Annotated in this window: 17 protein-coding genes; 5 read left to right on the top strand and 12 right to left on the bottom strand. The window is 70.5% G+C overall.

Features of this window, described 5'->3' with window-relative positions; genetic code table 11:
• Window positions 1-78: 78 nt before the first annotated feature.
• The 5 genes from AB0J36_RS28760 to rfbA all read right to left on the bottom strand — a co-directional run bounded on the left by AB0J36_RS28760 (window position 79) and on the right by rfbA (window position 4,636).
• Window positions 79-1,218 carry an oxalate decarboxylase family bicupin gene (locus tag AB0J36_RS28760; RefSeq protein WP_363661362.1) on the bottom strand — a complete coding sequence of 380 codons (1,140 nt, stop codon included), beginning with the start codon at window positions 1,216-1,218 and terminating at the stop codon, window positions 79-81.
• Window positions 1,219-1,448: 230 nt separating this feature from the next.
• Window positions 1,449-1,643 (bottom strand): hypothetical protein, encoded by a 195-nt coding sequence (locus tag AB0J36_RS28755; protein ID WP_357119237.1) that lies wholly within the window; start codon window positions 1,641-1,643, stop codon window positions 1,449-1,451.
• A 67-nt stretch (window positions 1,644-1,710) separates the two neighbouring features.
• Window positions 1,711-3,069: a Pup--protein ligase gene (gene pafA, locus AB0J36_RS28750; RefSeq protein WP_234581936.1), complete on the bottom strand. Its 1,359-nt coding sequence runs from the start codon at window positions 3,067-3,069 to the stop codon at window positions 1,711-1,713.
• Window positions 3,070-3,137: 68 nt separating this feature from the next.
• Complete coding sequence (gene rfbC, locus AB0J36_RS28745) at window positions 3,138-3,761, bottom strand: dTDP-4-dehydrorhamnose 3,5-epimerase (RefSeq protein WP_363661361.1); 624 nt, start codon at window positions 3,759-3,761, stop codon at window positions 3,138-3,140.
• Complete coding sequence (gene rfbA / locus AB0J36_RS28740; protein ID WP_363661360.1) at window positions 3,758-4,636, bottom strand: glucose-1-phosphate thymidylyltransferase RfbA; 879 nt, start codon at window positions 4,634-4,636, stop codon at window positions 3,758-3,760. Before rfbA ends, rfbC begins: the two co-directional genes overlap by 4 nt.
• Window positions 4,637-4,723: 87 nt before the next feature.
• On the opposite strand from rfbA, the gene rfbB reads away from it, so the two are divergent.
• From rfbB to AB0J36_RS28715, 5 genes are read left to right on the top strand one after another with little or no spacing between them, the layout of a single operon-like run.
• Window positions 4,724-5,725 carry a dTDP-glucose 4,6-dehydratase gene (gene rfbB, locus AB0J36_RS28735; protein WP_357119247.1) on the top strand — a complete coding sequence of 334 codons (1,002 nt, stop codon included), beginning with the start codon at window positions 4,724-4,726 and terminating at the stop codon, window positions 5,723-5,725.
• On the top strand, window positions 5,722-6,609 hold the full coding sequence (gene rfbD / locus AB0J36_RS28730; protein WP_357119249.1) for a dTDP-4-dehydrorhamnose reductase: 888 nt from the start codon (window positions 5,722-5,724) through the stop codon (window positions 6,607-6,609). Before rfbB ends, rfbD begins: the two co-directional genes overlap by 4 nt.
• On the top strand, window positions 6,606-6,977 hold the full coding sequence (locus AB0J36_RS28725; protein WP_007459918.1) for a DUF2304 domain-containing protein: 372 nt from the start codon (window positions 6,606-6,608) through the stop codon (window positions 6,975-6,977). Before rfbD ends, AB0J36_RS28725 begins: the two co-directional genes overlap by 4 nt.
• Entirely contained in the window at window positions 6,970-7,671 is a 702-nt protein-coding gene (locus tag AB0J36_RS28720) for a glycosyltransferase family 2 protein (protein WP_357119253.1), read from the top strand. Before AB0J36_RS28725 ends, AB0J36_RS28720 begins: the two co-directional genes overlap by 8 nt.
• On the top strand, window positions 7,668-8,972 hold the full coding sequence (locus AB0J36_RS28715; RefSeq protein WP_363661359.1) for a polysaccharide biosynthesis protein: 1,305 nt from the start codon (window positions 7,668-7,670) through the stop codon (window positions 8,970-8,972). Before AB0J36_RS28720 ends, AB0J36_RS28715 begins: the two co-directional genes overlap by 4 nt.
• Window positions 8,973-9,207: 235 nt before the next feature.
• On the opposite strand, the gene prcA is transcribed toward AB0J36_RS28715, so the two are convergent.
• The 7 genes from prcA to arc all read right to left on the bottom strand — a co-directional run bounded on the left by prcA (window position 9,208) and on the right by arc (window position 17,516).
• Window positions 9,208-10,038 carry a proteasome subunit alpha gene (prcA, locus tag AB0J36_RS28710; RefSeq protein ID WP_355053023.1) on the bottom strand — a complete coding sequence of 277 codons (831 nt, stop codon included), beginning with the start codon at window positions 10,036-10,038 and terminating at the stop codon, window positions 9,208-9,210.
• A gap of 60 nt (window positions 10,039-10,098) precedes the next feature.
• On the bottom strand, window positions 10,099-10,938 hold the full coding sequence (gene prcB, locus AB0J36_RS28705; RefSeq protein ID WP_357119261.1) for a proteasome subunit beta: 840 nt from the start codon (window positions 10,936-10,938) through the stop codon (window positions 10,099-10,101).
• Entirely contained in the window at window positions 10,857-11,378 is a 522-nt protein-coding gene (locus AB0J36_RS28700) for an endonuclease VII domain-containing protein (protein WP_357119264.1), read from the bottom strand. Before AB0J36_RS28700 ends, prcB begins: the two co-directional genes overlap by 82 nt.
• Window positions 11,379-11,559: 181 nt before the next feature.
• The gene (locus AB0J36_RS28695) at window positions 11,560-11,775 is read right to left on the bottom strand and encodes a ubiquitin-like protein Pup (protein WP_088948111.1); all 216 of its coding nucleotides are present in this window, start codon (window positions 11,773-11,775) and stop codon (window positions 11,560-11,562) included.
• Window positions 11,776-11,880: 105 nt separating this feature from the next.
• Window positions 11,881-13,398, bottom strand: coding sequence for a depupylase/deamidase Dop (gene dop, locus AB0J36_RS28690; RefSeq protein ID WP_357170275.1), 1,518 nt, complete (start codon window positions 13,396-13,398; stop codon window positions 11,881-11,883).
• 125 nt (window positions 13,399-13,523) lie between these two features.
• Complete coding sequence (locus AB0J36_RS28685) at window positions 13,524-15,491, bottom strand: hypothetical protein (protein WP_357170272.1); 1,968 nt, start codon at window positions 15,489-15,491, stop codon at window positions 13,524-13,526.
• 240 nt (window positions 15,492-15,731) lie between these two features.
• Window positions 15,732-17,516, bottom strand: a complete 1,785-nt coding sequence (gene arc, locus AB0J36_RS28680) for a proteasome ATPase (RefSeq protein WP_357170269.1) — start codon at window positions 17,514-17,516, stop codon at window positions 15,732-15,734.
• Window positions 17,517-17,662: the final 146 nt, after the last annotated feature.

The raw sequence follows: 17,662 nt of genomic DNA, 5'->3' as shown, positions 1-17,662 counted from the left end.
CGGTGATCAAGAGGTTTGCGTCAGAATCCGGCGCGATATTGACGCGAACCTCTTGATCACCGGGGGCAATCGGTGGGGTTAGCGGATCACGGGGCGTTGGTCTCGGGGTAGGGCCTCGATGAGTTCTCGGGGCAGGTTGAGGGTGTCGGCGCTGACCTCGGGCGGGGTGTTCGCCATCCACTGGGTCAGCGAGACGGACTCGAACCGGGGCTTGCGGAACATCTCCAGGAACACCAGCGGCTCGGTGCCGAGGTTCTCGATGTAGTGGCCGTAGGCGAACGGCACGTACCCGACGTCACCGGCGCGCATGTCGAAGGTGCCGGCCACGCCCTGACTGGCGAACACGCCCATCCGACCGTGGCCAGACAGGTAGTACTGCCACTCGTCGTCGGTGGGGTGCCAGTGCAGTTCCCGCATCCCGCCCGGATCCACCTCGACCAGCGCGGCGCAGATCGTGGTGGCCGCGGCGAACTGGGTGACGTCGGCGATGCGGACCTGCCCGCCCGGGAACCGCTGCGGCTGCTGGGCGAGCAGCCGGTGACTGAGGCTGCGGGGCACGTCCCCGGTCGGGCTGACGACGCGGTCCTGGTCCAGCGGCGGCGGCACCTGCCCGGCGAAGATGTACTTTTCCCGCTCGGGGATCGAGTCGAGCTGATCGAGCCGCCACCCGAAGTTCTTGGCCAGCACCTCCTTCGGGGTGTGCGCGAAGAAGTCGCTGATCAGGAACGTGCCGTTCTCGGTGAACGCGCCGTCGTCGAAGACCAGCAGGAACTCCACACCCTCGTCGAGCGCCTGGATGTGGTGCGGCACCCCCTGCGGGAAGAACCACAGGTCGCCGGCGCGTACGTCGTCGAGGAAGTTGCGGCCCTCCTGGTCGACGGCGCTGATCCGGGCGCTGCCACGCGACACGTACGCCCACTCGGACTGCTTGTGCCAGTGCAGCTCCCGGTACCCGCCCGGTTCCAGCGCCATGTCCACGCCACTGAGCTCGGTGGCGATGGGCAACTCCCGTACGGTCACCTCCCGGGTCCATCCGCCGCGCTGCACCCGGGTGTGCGCGTCCGAGAAGGAGAACCGCAGGTTCGGCAGCGTGCCCGCGTCCGTGCTCGGTGGAGTCAACAGATCGGGGTTCTGCCGGTCGCGGACCACGTCGCGTGGCCCGGGGTCCACCCAGCCCTCACCGTCGCGTTCGGGCTGGGGCACCGTCGGGTCGTTCATGATCGCCTCCCGCGTCGTCGCGTCCTCGCGCCGCCGGCCCACTGGGCGGCAGGACGGCCCGCGACGGCGACGGCCAGCGGATACCCGGTGGGGCGACCCGGCCGGGCCAACCCCTGGCCCCGACGGGTCAGCACGTCCGACACCGCGCGGGGCAGCGATCACCGGACACCGTGCGCGACCGCGCGGGGCGGGGATCACCGGCACACCACGCGCGACCGCGCGGGGCGGGATCAGGAGAGGAAGATCAGGGCGAGCCAGCCGCCCACGATGAGCGCCAGCGCCACGGCCAGCACCCAGGTCGGCACGGTGTACTCGCCGCGCCGGTTGCGGTCGATCTCGGCGCGGATCTTCTCCCGCCGGCGCTCGACCCAGTTCTGCCGCGCGTCGCCGCGCTCGGAGGGGTCGGATGGTCCAGAAGTCGTCATGGCGCGCCCAGCCTACCGGTCGTGCCGGCCCCGTCGGCGTACACCACCGTCGGGGCCGGCGGACCCGTCACATGCTGGCGATCAGCCGCTCCACCCGCTCGTCGTACGCCCGGAACGGGTCCTTGCAGAGCACGGTGCGTTGCGCCTGGTCGTTGAGCTTCAGGTGCACCCAGTCGACGGTGAAGTCGCGCCGCTTCTCCTGGGCGTGCCGGATGAACTCGCCGCGCAGCCGCGCCCGGGTGGTCTGCGGCGGAGTCTCCTTGGCCTCGAAGATCTCCGGGTCGGTGGCCACCCGGTCCACCTCGCCGCGGCGCTCCAACAGCCCGTAGAGGCCCCGGCCACGGCGCACGTCGTGGTACGCCAGGTCCATCTGCGCCACCCGGGGGTGCGACAACGGCAGGTCGTGCTTGCGCTGGTACCGCTCGATCAGCCGCAGCTTGCTGACCCAGTCGATCTCCCGCGAGACCGGCTCCAGGTCACCGCTCTCCACCGCGTTGAGCACCCGGCCCCACAACTCGACCACCCGCTTGGCGGCCTGGTCGCCGCCGCGCCGCTCGACGAACTCGGTGGCCTTGGCCAGGTACTCCTGCTGGATGTCCAGCGCGCTCACCTCCTTGCCGGAGGCCAGGCGCACCTTGCGGCGGCCGGTGATGTCGTGCGACACCTCGCGGATCGCCCGGATCGGGTTCTCCAGCGACAGGTCCCGCATGACCACGCCGGCCTCGATCATCCGCAGCACGATGTCGGCCGTGCCGACCTTGAGCAGCGTGGTGACCTCGTTCATGTTCGAGTCACCGACGATGACGTGCAGGCGCCGGTAGCGCTCGGCGTCGGCGTGCGGCTCGTCGCGCGTGTTGATGATCGGGCGACTGCGGGTGGTCGCCGACGAGACGCCCTCCCAGATGTGCTCGGCCCGCTGCGAGAGGCAGTAGACCGCGCCGCGCGGGGTCTGCAGCACCTTGCCGGCCCCACAGATCAACTGCCGGGTCACCAGGAACGGGATGAGCACGTCGGCGAGCCGGCCGAACTCCCCGTGCCGGGAGACCAGGTAGTTCTCGTGGCAGCCGTACGAGTTGCCGGCCGAGTCGGTGTTGTTCTTGAACAGGTAGATCTCACCTGCGATGCCCTCGTCGTGCAGCCGCTTCTCCGCGTCGACGAGCAGCCCTTCCAGGATCCGCTCGCCGGCCCGGTCGTGGGCCACCAGGTCGGTCACCGAGTCGCACTCCGGTGTCGCGTACTCCGGGTGCGACCCGACGTCCAGGTAGAGACGGGCCCCATTGCGCAGGAACACGTTGCTCGACCGACCCCAGGACACGACGCGCCGGAACAGATACCGCGCGACCTCGTCCGGGGACAGCCTCCGCTGCCCGCGATAGGTGCAGGTGACGCCGTACTCGGTCTCGAGGCCGAAGATTCGCCGCTCCATGATGAGACATTAGCCGCCCAGAGGCCCGGTTCGTCACTGTCACACCACAGGTCGTGCCCGAGGGATGGTCACATACCGGCTGAGTGCGACATTCCGTCGGGTCCGAGGCTGGCCACGAACCGCCGGCAGGCCTCGTACTCCGGAAGCAGGCCGCTCTCGCGGGCCTGCGCGAGGGTCGGCGCGGCGTCGTCGCGCGCGGACAGCAGCGCCGTGTCGGCGGGCCACTCGATGCCCAGTTCCTCGTCGAGCGGGTGCACCGCGTGCTCGCCGGTCGGGTTGTACGTGGCCGAGCAGAGGTAGCTCAGTGTCGCGTCGTCGGTCAGCGCGCAGAACCCGTGCCCCAGGCCCTCGCTGAGGTAGACGGCCCGCCGGTCGGTGTCGTCCAACCGGACGCCCTCCCAACGGCCGAAGGTCGGTGAGCCGACCCGCAGGTCGACGATCACGTCGAGGACCGCTCCGCGCACGCAGGTCACGTACTTCGCCTGCCCAGGAGGTACGTCGGCGAAGTGGATGCCGCGCACCACGCCGCGCGCGGAGACCGACAGGTTGGCCTGGGCGAGGCGCAGCGGGTGCCCCACCGCCTCGGCGAGCTTGTCGAAGCGGTACCACTCCATGAACATGCCGCGCGGGTCGCCGTGCTGCTGGGGGCTGATCTCCCAGGCGCCCTCGATGCTCAGCTCGCGGATCTTCACCAGGACACCCCGTTGCCGTCCAGCAGGCCGAGCAGGTAGTCGCCGTACCCGCTCTTGGTCAGCGGTGCGGCCAGCGCACGCAGCTGGTTGTCGTCGATCAGGCCGGCCCGCCAGGCCACCTCCTCGACACAACCGATCTTGAGGCCCTGCCGCTCCTCGACCACCCGGACGAACTCGGCGGCCTGCATCATTGAGGTGAACGTGCCGGTGTCCAGCCACGCGGTGCCGCGATCGAGCACCGTCACCGACAGCTCGCCGGTCTCCCGGTACACCTCGTTGACGGCGGTGATCTCCAGCTCGCCGCGAGCGCTCGGGGTGAGCTTGCGGGCGATGTCGACCACCCGATTGTCGTAGAAGTACAGGCCGGGTACCGCGTAGCGGGACTTCGGCCGGGCCGGCTTCTCCTCGATCGAGAGCACCCGGCCGTCGGCGTCGAAGTCGACCACGCCGTACTCCTGGGGGTTGGCGACCTGGTAGGCGAAGACCCGGCCGCCGACAGGGTCACCGTGGTCGGCGAGCTGCCGTCCCAGCCCCACGCCGTGGAAGATGTTGTCGCCGAGGATCAGCGCCACCGACTCGTCGCCGATGAAGTCCGCGCCGAGGATGAACGCCTGCGCGATGCCCTCCGGGCGCGCCTGGGCGGCGTACTCCAGCCGCAGCCCGAACTGGCTGCCGTCGCCGAGCAGCCGGCGGAACTGGTCCTGGTCCTCCGGTGTCGTGATCACCAGGATCTCCCGGACCCCGGACATCACCAGAGTAGAGAGCGGATAGTAGATCATCGGTTTGTCGAAGACCGGCATCAGTTGCTTGGACACCGCGCGGGTGATCGGCCACAGTCGGGATCCGGTACCGCCGGCAAGGAGGATTCCACGCACCGGCGAAGCCTACCGGCACGGCTACGGAACGTGCGTGGGGGTCGCGTCCCACGTCCGCCGACGAACGTCGCGTACACTTCCGAACCCGTGAGGATCCTCGTCACCGGCGGAGCCGGATTCATCGGGTCGGAGTACGTTCGACTGTTGCTGGGCAAGCCCCTGGGCAACGCTGAGGGCGTACCCCCGCTCGAACCGGCGGTCGTGACCGTGCTCGACAAGTTGACCTACTCGGGCAACCGGGCCAACCTCGACCCGGTCCGCGACGACCCTCGCCTGCGGTTCGTGCAGGGTGACATCTGCGACCCGGTCGTGGTCGACGAGGTCGTCGCCGACCACGACGTGATCGTGCACTTCGCCGCCGAGTCGCACGTCGACCGCTCGATCGCCGGCGCCGCGCCGTTCGTCACCACCAACGTGCTGGGCACCCAGACGCTGCTCGACGCGGCGCTACGCCACGGCACCGGCCGGTTCGTGCACGTCTCCACCGACGAGGTGTACGGCTCCATCGACGAGGGTTCCTGGACCGAGACCTGGCCCCTCGCCCCGAACTCCCCGTACTCGGCGTCCAAGGCCGGCTCCGACCTGCTCGCCCTGGCCTACCACCGCACCCACGGCATGGACGTGGTCGTCACCCGCTGCTCCAACAACTACGGTCCGTACCAGTTCCCGGAGAAGGTCATCCCGCTGTTCGTGACCAACCTGCTCGACGGCGGGACGGTTCCGCTGTACGGCGACGGCGGCAACATCCGCGACTGGCTGCACGTGCACGACCACTGCCGGGGCATCGCGCTGGTCCAGCAGAAGGGTCGCGCCGGCGAGGTCTACAACATCGGCGGCGGCACCGAGCTGACCAACAAGGAGCTGACCGGCCGGCTGCTGGACGCCTGCGGCGCTGACTGGGACCGCGTCGTGCCCGTCGCCGACCGCAAGGGCCACGACCGCCGGTACTCCCTCGACATCAGCAAGATCAGCGAAGAGCTGGGCTACCAGCCCAGCGTCACCCTCGACGACGGCCTCGCCGAAACCGTGCGCTGGTACCAGGAGAACCGGGCCTGGTGGGAGCCGCTGAAGTCGGCCCCCACCGCATGACCCGACTACTCGTCACCGGCGCCGGAGGGATGCTCGGCCGGGACCTGGTCACCGTCCTGGAGACCCGGCCCGACCTGAAGGTCACCGCCGCCGCCCGTACCGACCTGGACATCACCGACCCCGCTGCGGTCCGCACCGCCGTCGCCGGACACGACGTCGTGATCAACGCCGCCGCGTGGACCAACGTCGACGGCGCGGAAGCCGACGAGACGGCGGCCACCGCCGTCAACGGCCACGGCGTGGCGAACCTCGCGGCGGCGTGCGCCACCAGCGGCACCCGGTTAGTTCAGGTCTCCACCGACTACGTCCTCGCCGGCGACGCCGACTCCCCCTACCCGGAGGACGCGCCGACCGCGCCCGTCAACGCGTACGGGCGCGGCAAGCTGGTCGGCGAGCAGGCCGTCGCCCGCCTGCTGCCGGACACCGGGTACGTCGTCCGCACCGCGTGGCTGTACGGCGCGCACGGGCCGAACTTCGTGGCGACCATGCTGCGGCTGGCCGGCCAACGCGAGCACCTCGACGTGGTCGACGACCAGCACGGGCAGCCCACCTGGTCGTACCGTCTCGCCGAGCGACTGGTCGCGCTCGCCGACGCCGCCCTGGACGGTCGCGCCGCTCCCGGCGTCTACCACGGCACCTGCGCCGGCCAGACCACCTGGTACGGGCTGGCCCGTGCCGCGTTCACCCTGGCCGGTCTGGACCCGGACCGGATCCGACCCACCACGAGCGACAGGTATCCTCGTCCCGCCCCCCGTCCGGCGTACAGTGTGCTAGGGCACAGCCGCTGGGCGGCCGCGGGTCTGCCGCCGCTTCCGGATTGGCATTCCACCCTGGTTGACGCGTTCCACTCCCCCGCTCCACCCGCCCCGTGGAAGGTCGCATGAAGCTCACCCTCGTCACCGGCCTGACCGGCCTGATACTGCTGGCCACGATCGTCGAGCTGCTGCGTCGCCGGCAGCTCCGCGAGAAGTACGGCATGCTCTGGCTCTGCGTCCTGGTGATCGTCATTCCCCTGTCGCTCTTCCCCCGCCTGCTGGACAACGTCGCCGAGCTGCTCGGCGTCCAGTCCGGCGTGAGCCTCGTGCTCTTCCTCGGCATCGTCTTCCTGCTGCTGGTCTGCGTGCACCTCAGCTGGGAGGTCAGCGCCCTGGAGGAAGAGACCCGGACCCTGGCAGAAGACTTCGCCCTGCTCCGCGCCGAGATCGACGCGGACCGGGCGGCCCGAGACGAACTGGTGTCGCACGATGGTTAACGGCAAGCGGGTCCTGATCATCATCCCCGCGCTCAACGAGTCCGGCTCCATCGCCGACGTCGTCGGCGAGGTCCGCGGCGAACTGCCCGGCGTCGACGTGCTCGTGGTCGACGACGGCTCCACCGACCGCACCGCCGCCGTCGCCTCCGCCGCCGGCGCCCGGGTCGCGAAACTCCCGTACAACCTCGGTGTCGGCGGCGCCATGCGGGTGGGGTACCGGTACGCCCGCGATCACGACTACGACGTGGCCATCCAGATCGACGCGGACGGCCAGCACGACCCGCGGTACGTGCCCAAGCTCGTCGACCTGCTCGACGAGACCGACCTGGTGATCGGCGCCCGGTTCGCCGGCGAGGGCGACTACAACGTCCGCGGCCCCCGCCGCTGGGCCATGGTCATGCTCTCCGGCGTGCTGTCCCGCGTCGCCCGCACCAAGCTCACCGACACCACCTCCGGGTTCCGGGCCGCCAACCGCCGGGTGATCGACATGTTCGCCACCTGGTATCCCGTGGAATACCTGGGTGACACGGTCGAGACGCTCGTGCACACCGCCCGGCGGGGCTACACCATCCGCCAGGTGCCGGTGGCGATGCGCAAGCGGATGGCCGGCACCCCCAGCCACTCCCCGGCCAAGGCCATGATCTACCTCGGTCGGGCCTTCGCCGTCCTCACGTTGGCGCTCATTCGCCGGTGATCCGGCGACTGCTGAGTCTGGTCCCACCGGGCACCGTCGCCGTCGGCGCCGGCCTGGCCCTGCTGGGGCTCGCCTCCTACGTCCACCTGGCCGTCGCCGGGCACAGCCTCACCGCGGCCGACTACTCGTCGCTCGCGGCGCTCTGGACGATCGTCTTCACCTTCGGCATCGGCCTGTTCATGCCCGTCGAACAGGAGGTCGCCCGGCTCGTCGCCGGCCGGCGCAGCCAGGGCCTACCCCCCGGACCGGTACTGGCCCGAGGGGCGGCCCTGGCCGCCGGTCTGCTCGCCGCCGTGGTCGCGCTGATCATCGCCGCCCGCGGGCCGCTCACCGACCGGTTCTTCGCCGGCGACGGCACCATGGTCGCCGTCCTGATCGGGTCCCTCGCCGCGCTCGCCGTCGCGCACACCACTCGCGGCGTGCTCTCCGGCCTGCAACTGTTCCCCTGGTACGGCACCCAACTCGGCGTTGACGGCGGCCTGCGCATCGCCCTCGTCGCCCTGCTCGGCCTGACCGGCGTCACCTCCCCCGTCTGGTTCGGCGCGGTGCTGATCGCCGCCCCGCTGATCGGCGTGGCGATCACCGCCCCACCCGTGCTCCGGGCCGTCGGCGGCGGCGTCCCCGTCGCCTGGGCCGCGTTCCTGCGCGGCCTCGGCCTGCTCATCACGTCCAGCCTGCTCTCCCAGGTCGTCGTCAACATCGGCGTGATCAACGTGAAGGTGCTGGACCCCTCCGACGTGGCCACCGCCGGCGCGCTGCTCTCCGCGCTGGTGCTCGTCCGGATCCCACTGTTCGTCTTCGCCTCGCTCCAGGCGTCCCTGCTACCCGGCCTCGCCACCTCCGCCGCGACCGGCGACCGTACGGCCTTCAACAGCCTCCTGCGGCGGGCCCTGGGCATCGTCACCGCGCTCGGCCTCACCGGGGCTGTGCTCGCCGTCCTGCTCGGCCCGTGGCTGGTGCGGACCCTCTTCGACACGCCCGACGTCCTCGGCCACGGTGACTTCGCCTGGCTCGCCGTGGCCACCCTCGCCTACCTCTGGGCGATGGTCCTCGGTCAGGCGCTGCTCGCCCTCGACCGGCACCGGGCCCAGGCCGTCGCCTGGGCCGTGGGCGTGGCCGCGCTCGTCGCCGCCACCCTCGCGCCGGTGGCCACCGCGCTGCGGGTCGAACTCGGCTACGCCATCGGCTCCGTCGTGGTCGCCGCCACCATGGCCGCCCTGCTGCGCGGCACCCGATCCCCCGCGCCGGCCCCCACCCCCACCCACGAAGCCGTCGCACCCGGAGTAACCACCGCCCCCTGACCCACCACCCCACCCCACCCCAGCCCGGCCCAGCCCAGCCCGGCCCAGCCCAGCCCGGCCCAGCCCAGCCCGGCCCACTCCGGCCCGGCGATCTTGCAGTTTCTGTCGCGACCAATCGTCATCAAACTGACTTTTCGTCAACCGAAAGTGCAAGATCGGCGGGCTGGAGCGGGGCGGGGAACGCGTACGACGGGCGGCCCGGAAACCGGGCCGCCCGCCGTGTGCGCGTACGGAACTACTTGCCGTCCGCCGGCTTGTCCTCCAGGTCGGCCGAGCCCGCCGACGTCGTCGGCTTGTGCGCCTCCGTGGTCGGCTGCGCCGGCGTGTCCGGCCCACCCGCCTCGGCCGGCTCCTCCGCCGCCGCGACATCACCGTCGAGCAGCGCCGTCAGCGCCGCCCCCGTGATCCGCCGGAACGTACGCCCCACCCGCTGACGGTCCAGCACCGCCACCTCAAGCTGGTTCGCGGCGATCGTACGGGCCGCGCCACCCTCACCGCCGACGGTGCTCAACGCCTGCACCGCAACCCGGACGGCCTCACCGAGGGACATGTCCGCCCGGTGCTGCGACTTCAACACACCGGTGATCGCCTCGGCCTGGCCGCCCATCGCCATCCGGCCCGGCTCGTCGTTGACCGACCCGTCGTACGTGAGCCGGTACAGCTCGTCGTCGTCCGGGGTCGCCCCGACCTCCGCCACACAGATCTCCACCTCGAAGGGCTTCGACTGCTCGGTGAAGATCGCGCCGAGCGTCTGCGCGAACGCGTTGGCGAGGGCGCGTCCGGTCACGTCACGCCGGTCGTAGCTGAGGCCGTTCAGGTCGGCCATCCGCACACCCGCGCGGCGCAGGTTCTCGAACTCGTTGTACCGGCCGACCGCGGCGAAGCCGATCCGGTCATAGATCTCACTGACCTTGTGCAGGGCGCTGGAGAGGTTCTCCGCGACGAAGAGCACCCCGCCGGAGTAGCTCAGGACCACCGCGCTGCGACCCCGGGCGATGCCCTTGCGGGCCAGCTCGGAGCGGTCGCGCATGATCTGTTCGGGCGAGGCGTAGAACTGCATGGCCACGGCGGCGGTTCTCCTTACGGCGCTTGCTGACGACTGCTGACTGGTGGGGGTGGACGGCGCTCAGCCGCCCGGATTCTCCATCCGACCGGCGACCACACCCTCGGCGATCGCCGCCGTCTCGGTGTCGGTCAACCGGCGGGTGCCCTCGGCGGTAGCGGTCATCACCACCGGATAGATCCGGCGGGTCAGGTCCGGACCGCCGGTCGCGGTGTCGTCGTCGGCCGCGTCGTAGAGCGCCTCGACCGCGAGCCGGGTCGCGTCCTCGAGAGACACGCCGGTCCGGAAACGCTTCTTGAGCGCCGACTTGGCGAAGAGCGAGCCGGAGCCGATGGCGTCGTACCCGGTCTCCTCGTACGGGCCACCGGTCACGTCGAAGCTGAAGATCCGCCCGGCGCGCGCCGGGTCACTGGCGGCCAGGTCGAAGCCCGCGAACAGCGGGACCACGGCGAGGCCCTGCATGGCCGCGCCCAGGTTGCCCCGGATCATCGACGCCAACCGGTTGGCCTTGCCGTCGAGCGAGAGCATCGCGCCCTCGATCTTCTCGTAGTGCTCCAGTTCCACCTGGAACAGTCGCATCAGCTCGATGCCGATGCCCGCCGTGCCCGCGATCCCGACCAGCGAGTACGCGTCGGCGGGGTGCACCTTCTCGATGTCGCGCTGGGCGATCAGGTTGCCCATGGTGGCCCGTCGGTCGCCGGCCATCACCACGCCACCGGCGGCCGAGATGGCCACGATGGTGGTCGCGTGCGGCGCCAGGTCGGCGGCCATGCCCGGTGGGAGCGGCCGACGACCGGGCAGCATCTCGGGGGCCACCCGGCTCAGAAACGTGGTGAAGGAGGACGTCCCCGCGTTGGTGAACACATCTGGTAGACGCCCGGATGGATCAAAGCCCGCTGCCACGTGGTTCCTCTCAGGTACGTGATCGCCCTGGCCAGCCTCGTAGGACTGTCACGGAACTGGCCAAGACCACCGTTGCAGTTGAAGCAGAGTATCCCGCGCACCCATCCGGTGCGATGATCGTGGTCCAGATGTTGCGGGTCCGCGCCGCCACAGATCGCGCAGACCCCGTCCTGCTCGGCCAGGAGCTCCTGAAACTCCTTCTCCCCGATGCCGTAGCGCCGCTGGAGGTGGTACTCGCGACTGCCGCCATGCAGTCGGAGCCTGCTCTCCTTGCCCTTCTCGTTGTGGCAGGGCTTGCAGTATCGGCCGTAGCCGCTGCGGGCGGAGCGGTTACGCGGAAAGTCATCCAGGGGCTTTGTGACATCGCAGTCAGGGCACCTTCGATGCCCTTCCGGCACCGCGGGCAACTGCCGCACATCCCTGCCCTGCTGCTCCTTCACGCGCTTGGCATAGCTCGCCTTGGATCGAGCGTTGAAGCAGGGCTTGCAGTAGCTACCCCGACCCTCCGGCCGCTTGCTGTTCGCGCAGAATTGATCAAGGGGGAGCCACTCACCGCAGTCGCGGCAGCGGCGGTGGCCATCTTGGTCATTCAGAGGCATGTCCGTTTTGCCCGGCTATGCCCTATTCGCCCCCTTTCTGTACATAGCCCCTCACAAATTCTTCTGCGTTTTCCTCCAGGACGGAGTCGATCTCGTCGAGCAGGTCGTCGACGTCCTCGGTGATCTCGGCGTGCCGCTCGGCCACCTCGGGGTTGGCCTCGGTGGTGACGTCCTCGATTTCCTCGCCCTGGCGGGACTTGCCGGACTGCGACTGGCCGCCGCTGTCATGAGTGGCCATTGCTGCCTCCTCCACGATCGTCTGCGATGAACTTACCTCGCCAGGACGACGAAAAGCCCGCCGCGCGCCGGCTTGCGGCACACGGCGGGCATTCGGTTGGCGCGTTCAGCCGCCGGTCAGCGTCTCCAGCAGGTCCTTGGCGCTGGCGCAGCGATCGAACAGGGCTCCGACGTGGGCGCGGGTGCCCCGCTCCGGCTCCATCATCGGTACCCGGACCAGCGACTCCCGGCCCACGTCGAAGATCACCGAGTCCCAGCTCGCGGCGACCACCTCGGAGGCGTACTGCGCGAGGCAGCGGCCCCGGAAGTAGGCCCGGGTGTCCTCCGGTGGCTCGGTCATCGCGCTGCGGACCTCCTCGTCGGTGAGCAGCGTCTTCATCGCCCCACGGGAGACGAGCCGGTTGTAGAGGCCCTTCTCCGGGCGTACGTCGGAGTACTGCAGGTCGACGAGCTGGAGCTTGTGGGAGCCCCAGCCGAGCTTCTCCCGCTCCCGGTAGCCCTCCAGCAGCCGCAGCTTGGCCACCCAGTCCAACTCGTCCACGCAGAGCATCGGGTCGCGACCGAGCCGGTCCAGGACGCCCTCCCACCGGTCCAGCACGTCGGCGGTCTGCTCGTCGACGTCGGCGCCGTAGCGGTCGTCGACAAAGGACCGGACCCGTTCGAGGTACGCCCACTGCACGTCCAGGGCGGTCAGCCGGCGGCCGTCGCGCAACCGCATGAGGTGCGTGAGGGACGGGTCGTGGCTGACCGCGCGCAGTTCGCTGACCGGGTCGGCGATGCCGAGGTCGGCGCCGAGCGCCTTCTCCTCGATCATGGTGAGGATCAGCGCGGTGGTGCCCACCTTGAGGTAGGTGGAGATCTCGGAGAGGTTGGCGTCGCCGATGATGACGTGCAGCCGGCGGTACTTGTCGGCGTCGGCGTGCGGCTCGTCGCGGGTGTTGATGATCGGGCGTTTGAGGGTGGTCTCGAGGCCGACCTCGACCTCGAAGAAGTCGGCGCGCTGGGAGATCTGGAAGCCGCTCTGCCCGCCGTCCTGTCCGATGCCGACGCGGCCGGCGCCGCAGACGATCTGGCGGGTCACGAAGAAGGGCGTCAGGTACGCCACGATGTCGGCGAACGGGGTCTGCCGGCGCATCAGGTAGTTCTCGTGGGCGCCGTAGCTCGCGCCCTTGTTGTCGGTGTTGTTCTTGTAGAGGTGGATGGGCTGGCTGCCGGGGATGGTGGCGGCGCGGCGGGACGCCTCGGCCATCACCCGCTCGCCGGCCTTGTCCCAGCGCACGATGTCGCGGGGGGTGGTGACCTCGGGGGTGGAGTATTCGGGGTGCGCGTGGTCCACGTAGAGGCGTGCGCCATTGGTGAGTATCACGTTGGCCAGGCCCAGGTCCTCGTCGGCGAGGGCCTCGGCGGGGTCGTAGGCGGCACCGGAGTAGGTGAAGCCGCGGGCGTCGCGCAGCGGCGACTCCTCTTCGTAGTCCCAGCGGGCGCGACCGCCCCGGTTGAGTTCGGGCCGGGCCCCGTAGGCGTTGACCACCTGGGACGAGGTGACCATCGGGTTGGCTCCGGCCTGGCCGGGCACGGAGATGCCGTACTCGACCTCGGTGCCCATGATCCGTCTTACGCTCATCGACCTACCCGCTTCGCTCGCCCGACCCGGTCCCCGTCATGTCGAGCGTAGTCCGACTGTTCGGGGTCGGGGGCGCGCCGGTGCGGGCGGGTCACGGGTGTCGCCCCGCGTCCCGCCCGCCGCGTTCAGTACTTGATGGTCATTGGAACGGTGGTGACCCGGCCGCGTAGATCCGGGTACTTGGTCAGCAGCTTGTCGACGCGTCGTTGCGCGACCGGGTCGCTGATCAGCAGACGGAGTGGGCCTCGGGTCGTACGCAGCATCATCCGGGTGCGCTCGGGCTCCTCGAACAACGTCGGCACATAGATCGCCTTTTCGGTCCGCCCGCTGGTGCCCTGCAGGGCGGAGAGACAGATCGACTCGACGTAACCGCGGTAGCCGGTCCGGTCGAGCACCACGGTGACGGTGCCCGGCTGCTCGGGGTAGCGGCGGTAGGCCGCGGCGCACACCTGGGCGAACCGCACCGGGTTGTCGACGTCGTGGTCGATCCAGCTCTGCGCCCAGTTCTGCTTGTCGACCACGAGCAGGCTGTGCCGCCAGCCGGTGAGCCCGCAGAGGACCACCACGGTGAGCACGGCCAGGGCGGCGGCAAGGGCGGAGACGGCGGCGCCGCGGGCACGGCGGCGGACCGCGCCGCCGGACGGGACGGGCAGCAGCACGACGAGGGCGGCGACGCCGACGAACAGGCCGACGGTGGCGAGGTGCACGCCCTTCATGAAGTAGTAGGCGGGCTGGATGCCGGTGAGGACGTTGGCCAGGGCGATGGCGAGGGCGAAGGCGACGGCTACCGCGATGGCGGCGAGGTGTCGGCGCCAGGCCCGGTCGGCGCGGCGGGCCTGGATCACGAGGCCGATCAGGACGATCGGGGTGAGGCCGAGCAGCGCCCGCCACGCCTCGGCGATCTCCGGGCCGGCCTTGGCGTCGAGGGCCTCGGTCTGGCCTGCGGCGAAGATCCCCAGCAGCATGGGCAGCGGCGCGAGCAGGGCGGTGACCAGGCCGACGGCGAGCACGGTCCGGCGGATGCGGAGCAACTCCCGGCGGTGCGCGATCAGCCAACCGAGCACCAGCAGCCCGGCCGGGGGGAGGAACAGGTAGTAGGTGAAGCCGATACCGATGAGCAGGGCGCCGAGCAGAACGAGTTGTTCCCGGTTGCCGGCGAGCGGGCGTACGACGAGTGCGGTCACCGCGACGGCGAGCGCGAGCCCCAGCGCCTCGCTGGGGTAGCCGGCGATCAGCAGCCGGGGCAGCTGGCTGCCGAGGACGAGGGCGCCCACGACGACGGTCAGGACGACCCGGTGCAGCGGGTGCAGGGGGCCGGGAAGCCGTTGGGCGGCCCAGAAGAGGGTGAGCGCGAGCAGGCCGAAGGTGGCGAGACACCACCACCCGTAGTGGCTGAGGCTGCTCGCGCCGCTCGGGGTGCCGGTGGCGGAGCGCAGGTGCGCGTCGAGCACGGCGGCGTTGAGGTGCCAGCCCTGCGGGTAGCGGACGAGCAGGGAGACGATGTCCTCGCGGGCGGCGGCGGGGTCGAGGAAGACGTACCCGCCGAGCCGTCCGATGGCGTCGACGAGGGCGACGTGGCGGAAGTTGTCCTCGCCGAGGGCGAGCAGGCTGAGACGGCCGGCGAGGCGGCCGGCCCGCAGCCAGGGCGACGCGAAATAGCCGACGATGGCGACGGTGGCGACGACGGGCAGCAGGTCGGTCCAGCCGGGCCGGGGCAGGGTGGGGCGTCGGCCGGTCGCCGCGGCGATGAGGGCGAGGACGGTGAGCGCGGTACCGCTGACCGCGACGGGGTGCAGCCCCCAGGGCCAGAGGGTGAAGAGCAGCCCGGCGGCGGTGGTGACGCCGACGAGCAGCAGCATGGCGAGCACGAGCCGGTCGAGCAGGGTGCGGCCGCCGCGGAGCAGGCTGGCCGTGGCCAGCAGCACCAGCGGGGGCAGCAGCCAGGCCAGGTGCAGGGGGTACGCCACCGCGGGTACCAGCCAGGCGACCGCCAGCGCGACGAGCAGCGCGCGGTACGGGCGGGCGGGGGGCGGGGTCCGCTGGTCGACCGCAGGGCGTGCCGGCGGGTCGGTGACGGTGAGTTCGGACGGCACGCGGATCCTCGACGTTTCGCAGGGTTGGAAGCGCCACAGCGTACCGGTTCGGGTGGGCGGGCGTGGGCCGGTGTGACGAGCGGGGCCCGGGGCGCGTCGGGTGCCGGGCCCCGGTGGTGTGAGCGGCTGCCTACTGGTTCTGGGGGGGGCTGGGGGGGGGGGGGGGGGGGGGGGGGGGGGGGGGCGCGGGGGGGCCGGGGGGCGCCCGCCCCCCCCCCCCCCGCTGGTGTCAGCGCCTGCCTACAGGTACTGGCCGGTGTTGCTGGCGGTCTCGATGGACCGGCCGGCCTCGGTGCCCTTGCCGCCGGAGACGAGCGTACGGATGTAGACGATCCGTTCGCCCTTCTTGCCGGAGATGCGGGCCCAGTCGTCGGGGTTGGTGGTGTTGGGCAGGTCCTCGTTCTCGCGGAACTCGTCGACGCAGGCGTCGAGGAGGTGCTGCAGGCGTAGGCCCTTGCGACCGGAGGTGAGGAATTCCTTGATGGCCATCTTCTTGCTCCGGTCGACGATGTTCTGGATCATCGCGCCGGAGTTGAAGTCCTTGAAGTAGAGGACTTCCTTGTCACCGTTGGCGTAGGTGACCTCGAGGAAGCGGTTCTCCTCGGTCTCCGAGTACATCCGCAGAACGACGGCGTCGATCATCGCGGCCACCGTGGCCTGCGCGTCGGTGCCGTGTTCGGCGAGGTCGTCCGGGTGCAGTGGCAGCCCGGAGAGGATGTACTTGGAGAAGATGTCCTTGGCCGCCTCGGCGTCCGGCCGCTCGATCTTGATCTTCACGTCGAGCCGGCCCGGGCGCAGGATCGCCGGGTCGATCATGTCTTCCCGGTTGGAGGCGCCGATGACGATGACGTTCTCCAGCCCCTCCACGCCGTCGATCTCGCTGAGCAGCTGCGGGACGATGGTGTTCTCCACGTCGGACGAGACGCCGGAGCCACGGGTCCGGAAGATCGAGTCCATCTCGTCGAAGAACACGATCACCGGCGTGCCCTCACCGGCCTTCTCCCGAGCCCGCTGGAAGATCAGCCGGATGTGCCGCTCGGTCTCGCCGACGTACTTGTTGAGCAGCTCCGGGCCCTTGATGTTCAGGAAGAAGCTGGTGTGCTTCTCCTTGCCCTGCCGCTCGGCGATCTTCTTGGCCAGGGAGTTGGCCACCGCCTTGGCGATCAGCGTCTTGCCGCAGCCGGGCGGTCCATAGAGCAGGATGCCCTTGGGCGGGCGGAGCTGGTGCTCACGGAACAGGTCCGCGTGCAGGAACGGCAGCTCCACCGCGTCGCGGATCTGCTCGATCTGGGACTGGAGGCCACCGATGTCGGAGTAGTCGACGTCCGGCACCTCCTCCAGGACCAGCTCCTCGACCTCGCTCTTCGGAATCCGCTCGTACGCGTACGCCGAGCGGGGCTCGATCATGAGCGAGTCGCCGGCCCGGATCGCCGAGCCGATGAGCGTCTCGGCGAGGTGCACGATGCGCTCCTCGTCGGAGTGGGAGACCACCAGCGCCCGGTCGCCCGGACCGCCGTTCGGCCCCTCCAGGATCTCCTTGAGCATCACCACCTCGCCGACCCGCTCGTACCCGAACGCGTCGACGATGTTGAGCGCGTCGTTGAGCAGGACCTCCTGGCCGCGCCGCAGCTCGGCCACGTCCAGCGAGGGCGAGACGGCGACCCGCAGTTTGCGGCCGCCGGTGAACACGTCCACGGTGCCGTCGTCGTGCTTGGCCAGGAAGACTCCGTAGCCACTTGGCGGCTGTGCGAGCCGGTCGATCTCCTCCTTGAGCGTGACGATCTGCGTGCGAGCTTCCTTGAGGGTGCTCACCAGCCGGTCGTTGTTCTCGGTCAGCCGCGCCAACTGTGCCTGGGTGGCCGCCAGCCGCTCTTCGAGCTGCCGGACGTGTCGGGGGCTTTCGGTCAACTTGCGCCGCACCAGGGCGAGTTCCTCCTGAAGGAACGCGACCTGCGTGGAGAGATCGTGGGCTTCCTTCTCCCACCGTGCGGCGCGCGAGTCCGCGTCGTCGCTGCGTGCTGCCACGTCCCACCTCCCCGGGGGGCTTGAACGTTCTGAGCTAACACTAGCCGCTATGAGCCCGATTCGGTCCCACGCAACACCCTCGTCACTGAACCTTGATCGCCAAGGGGTGGTCTGCGGGGTCGTTAACGGCGTTCGGGTACCGTCGG

The organism is Micromonospora sp. NPDC049662 (assembly GCF_040675055.1).
In the GTDB taxonomy this organism is placed as follows: domain Bacteria; phylum Actinomycetota; class Actinomycetes; order Mycobacteriales; family Micromonosporaceae; genus Micromonospora.
The sequence above is the reverse complement of the archived record's forward strand: the minus strand, read 5'-3'. Positions and strand labels throughout refer to the sequence as shown.

Coding starts and splice junctions, on each gene's coding strand:
- AB0J36_RS28755 (WP_357119237.1), bottom strand. CDS start 1,643: ATGACGACTTCTGGACCATCCGACCCCTCCGAGCGCGGCGACGCGCGG.
- AB0J36_RS28760 (WP_363661362.1), bottom strand. CDS start 1,218: ATGAACGACCCGACGGTGCCCCAGCCCGAACGCGACGGTGAGGGCTGG.
- AB0J36_RS28725 (WP_007459918.1), top strand. CDS start 6,606: ATGAAGCTCACCCTCGTCACCGGCCTGACCGGCCTGATACTGCTGGCC.
- rfbD (WP_357119249.1), top strand. CDS start 5,722: ATGACCCGACTACTCGTCACCGGCGCCGGAGGGATGCTCGGCCGGGAC.
- pafA (WP_234581936.1), bottom strand. CDS start 3,069: ATGGAGCGGCGAATCTTCGGCCTCGAGACCGAGTACGGCGTCACCTGC.
- AB0J36_RS28720 (WP_357119253.1), top strand. CDS start 6,970: ATGGTTAACGGCAAGCGGGTCCTGATCATCATCCCCGCGCTCAACGAG.
- dop (WP_357170275.1), bottom strand. CDS start 13,398: ATGAGCGTAAGACGGATCATGGGCACCGAGGTCGAGTACGGCATCTCC.
- AB0J36_RS28695 (WP_088948111.1), bottom strand. CDS start 11,775: ATGGCCACTCATGACAGCGGCGGCCAGTCGCAGTCCGGCAAGTCCCGC.